General features: G+C 74.6%; 2 protein-coding genes. Both read right to left on the minus strand.

Going from position 1 to position 1,855, the window contains the following annotated elements; genetic code table 11:
• A partial coding sequence (locus tag LCE31_RS34105; RefSeq protein ID WP_225021436.1) for a response regulator occupies nt 1–449 on the minus strand: 449 nt, incomplete at its 3' end.
• Complete coding sequence (locus tag LCE31_RS34110) at nt 446–1,606, minus strand: sensor histidine kinase (RefSeq protein ID WP_225021437.1); 1,161 nt, start codon at nt 1,604–1,606, stop codon at nt 446–448. The genes LCE31_RS34110 and LCE31_RS34105, both read right to left, overlap by 4 nt.
• Nucleotides 1,607–1,855: the final 249 nt, after the last annotated feature.

Raw genomic sequence — 1,855 nt, forward strand, 5'->3', positions numbered from 1 at the left:
GACGGGGCCGGGGCGGGCCCGGTCGCGAGGGCGAGCAGGCGGCGCTGCACCTCGGGGGCGAGCACGGTCTGGCCCTCGGCCGCGATGCGCACGGCGTGCAGGATCGTGGTGCGGTCGGCGTCCTTGGTCAGATAGCCGCTCGCGCCCGCGTGCAGCGCGGCAAGGATCGACTCGTCGTCGTCGAAGGTGGTCAGTACGAGGACGACGGCGTCGGGCCGCTCCGCGCGGATGCGCCCGGTCGCCTCCACCCCGTCCATGACGGGCATGTTGAGGTCCATGAGCACCACGTCAGGGCGGTGCCGCCCGGCGGCTTCGACGGCTTCCGCCCCGTTGGTCGCGGTGGCCACGACGGTGACGTCCTCCGCGAGGCCGAGCATGACGGCGAGCGCCTCGCGGACGGTGGCCTGGTCGTCGGCGACGAGCAGGCTGATCGGGTGGTCGTCGGTCATCGGGGCAGCTCCAGTTCCACGGTCCAGCCGCCCTCGCGGGCCGGCCCGGCTTGCAGGGTTCCGCCGAGCAGCGCGGCGCGTTCGCGCATCCCGACGAGGCCGACCCCACTGCCGCCGGCCAGGTCGGAGCGTAGGGCCTCGGTCGGCGGCTCGTTGCGCACGGTCAGCGTGACGCGGTCGGCGGTGCAGGCGAGCCGCACGTGGCACCGCGCGCCCGGCGCGTATTTGGCCGCGTTGGTCAGGGCCTCCTGGGCCGCCCTGACCAGGGTGTGCGTCGCCTCGGCGCCGACCGTGCCGGCCTCGCCCACGGTCTCGAAGCCCGCCGCGTTGTGCTCGGCGAGCACGCGCAGGGTGTCCGTCAGCGGCAGCGTGTCCTCGCGCAGCGCGTGCACGGCGCGCCGGGTCTCGCTGATGCTGTCCACGGCGAGCGCGCGGGCCTTGCGGACGATGGTGGCGACCTCCTCGTCGCGTCCGCTCTCGTGCAGCGCGTCGGCCATGTCCAGTTGCAGCGCGATGCCGGACAGCGAATGCCCGAGGACGTCGTGGATCTCGCGGGCGATCCGGCCCCGTTCGAGCAGGGCGGCCTCGCGCGTCTCGGACTCCGTGGCGCGCCGGGCCTCGCGGGCCGCGCGCTGGGCGCTGTACAGGGCGTCGAGCCGGTCCCGCTGGGAGATGCCGAGGAAGACGGGCAGTCCGACGGTCAGGGGCACCCACCACGGCCACTGCGGGGTGTGGGTGGCGAACAGGTCGGCGGCCAGAACGGCGCCGGTCGCGGTGAGCGAACCGGCGAGACCCACCCCGAGAGCGCCCCTGCGGGAGTCGAGCTTCGCGCCCGCCGTCGAGGCGGCGAGGTACGGGAAGAGCGCGGCGGTCGTCGTCCCGTGCGCGAACGGCTGGAGCAGCGAGCCGAACACGATGTACGCCGCCATCGCCGCGATCTGCCACCGGGCCGTGAGCCGGGTCCACGGCAGCAGCGCGCCGACCGCGGCGATCGCGACCAGGATGAACAGCGTCAGCGCGACCGGCGGGAGGAGGATGCGGCTGGACGGCCACTGGACGATGGTGCCCACGATGGCGGCGACCACGACGAACGGCCGGACCAACTCGTCCCTGAAGTACGGGGGCCGCGCCGAGGGGCGCTCTTCCGTCACGGTCATGGTGCTGCGGTTCGGACCGGCGGGGGGGGGGGGGGCGGCGCCGGCGGCGGAGCGGTGAAGACCTCGTCATTCGTGGGAGCGACGTCGGCGGCGAAGCGGTCAGGACCTCATCATCGCCGCAAGCGACCTCGTCGGCGGGACTGGTCGGCACCTCATCGGCGGGGAGGCCAGAGCCTCCATCATCGCTTCGGGGAGCGTCAGCGGCGACCATCGGGGCAGCGTCGTCTGCGCTCGGCGCGCCGTCGGCGG

This window comes from Streptomyces sp. 8L, from assembly GCF_020176795.1.
In the GTDB taxonomy this organism is placed as follows: Bacteria; Actinomycetota; Actinomycetes; order Streptomycetales; family Streptomycetaceae; genus Streptomyces.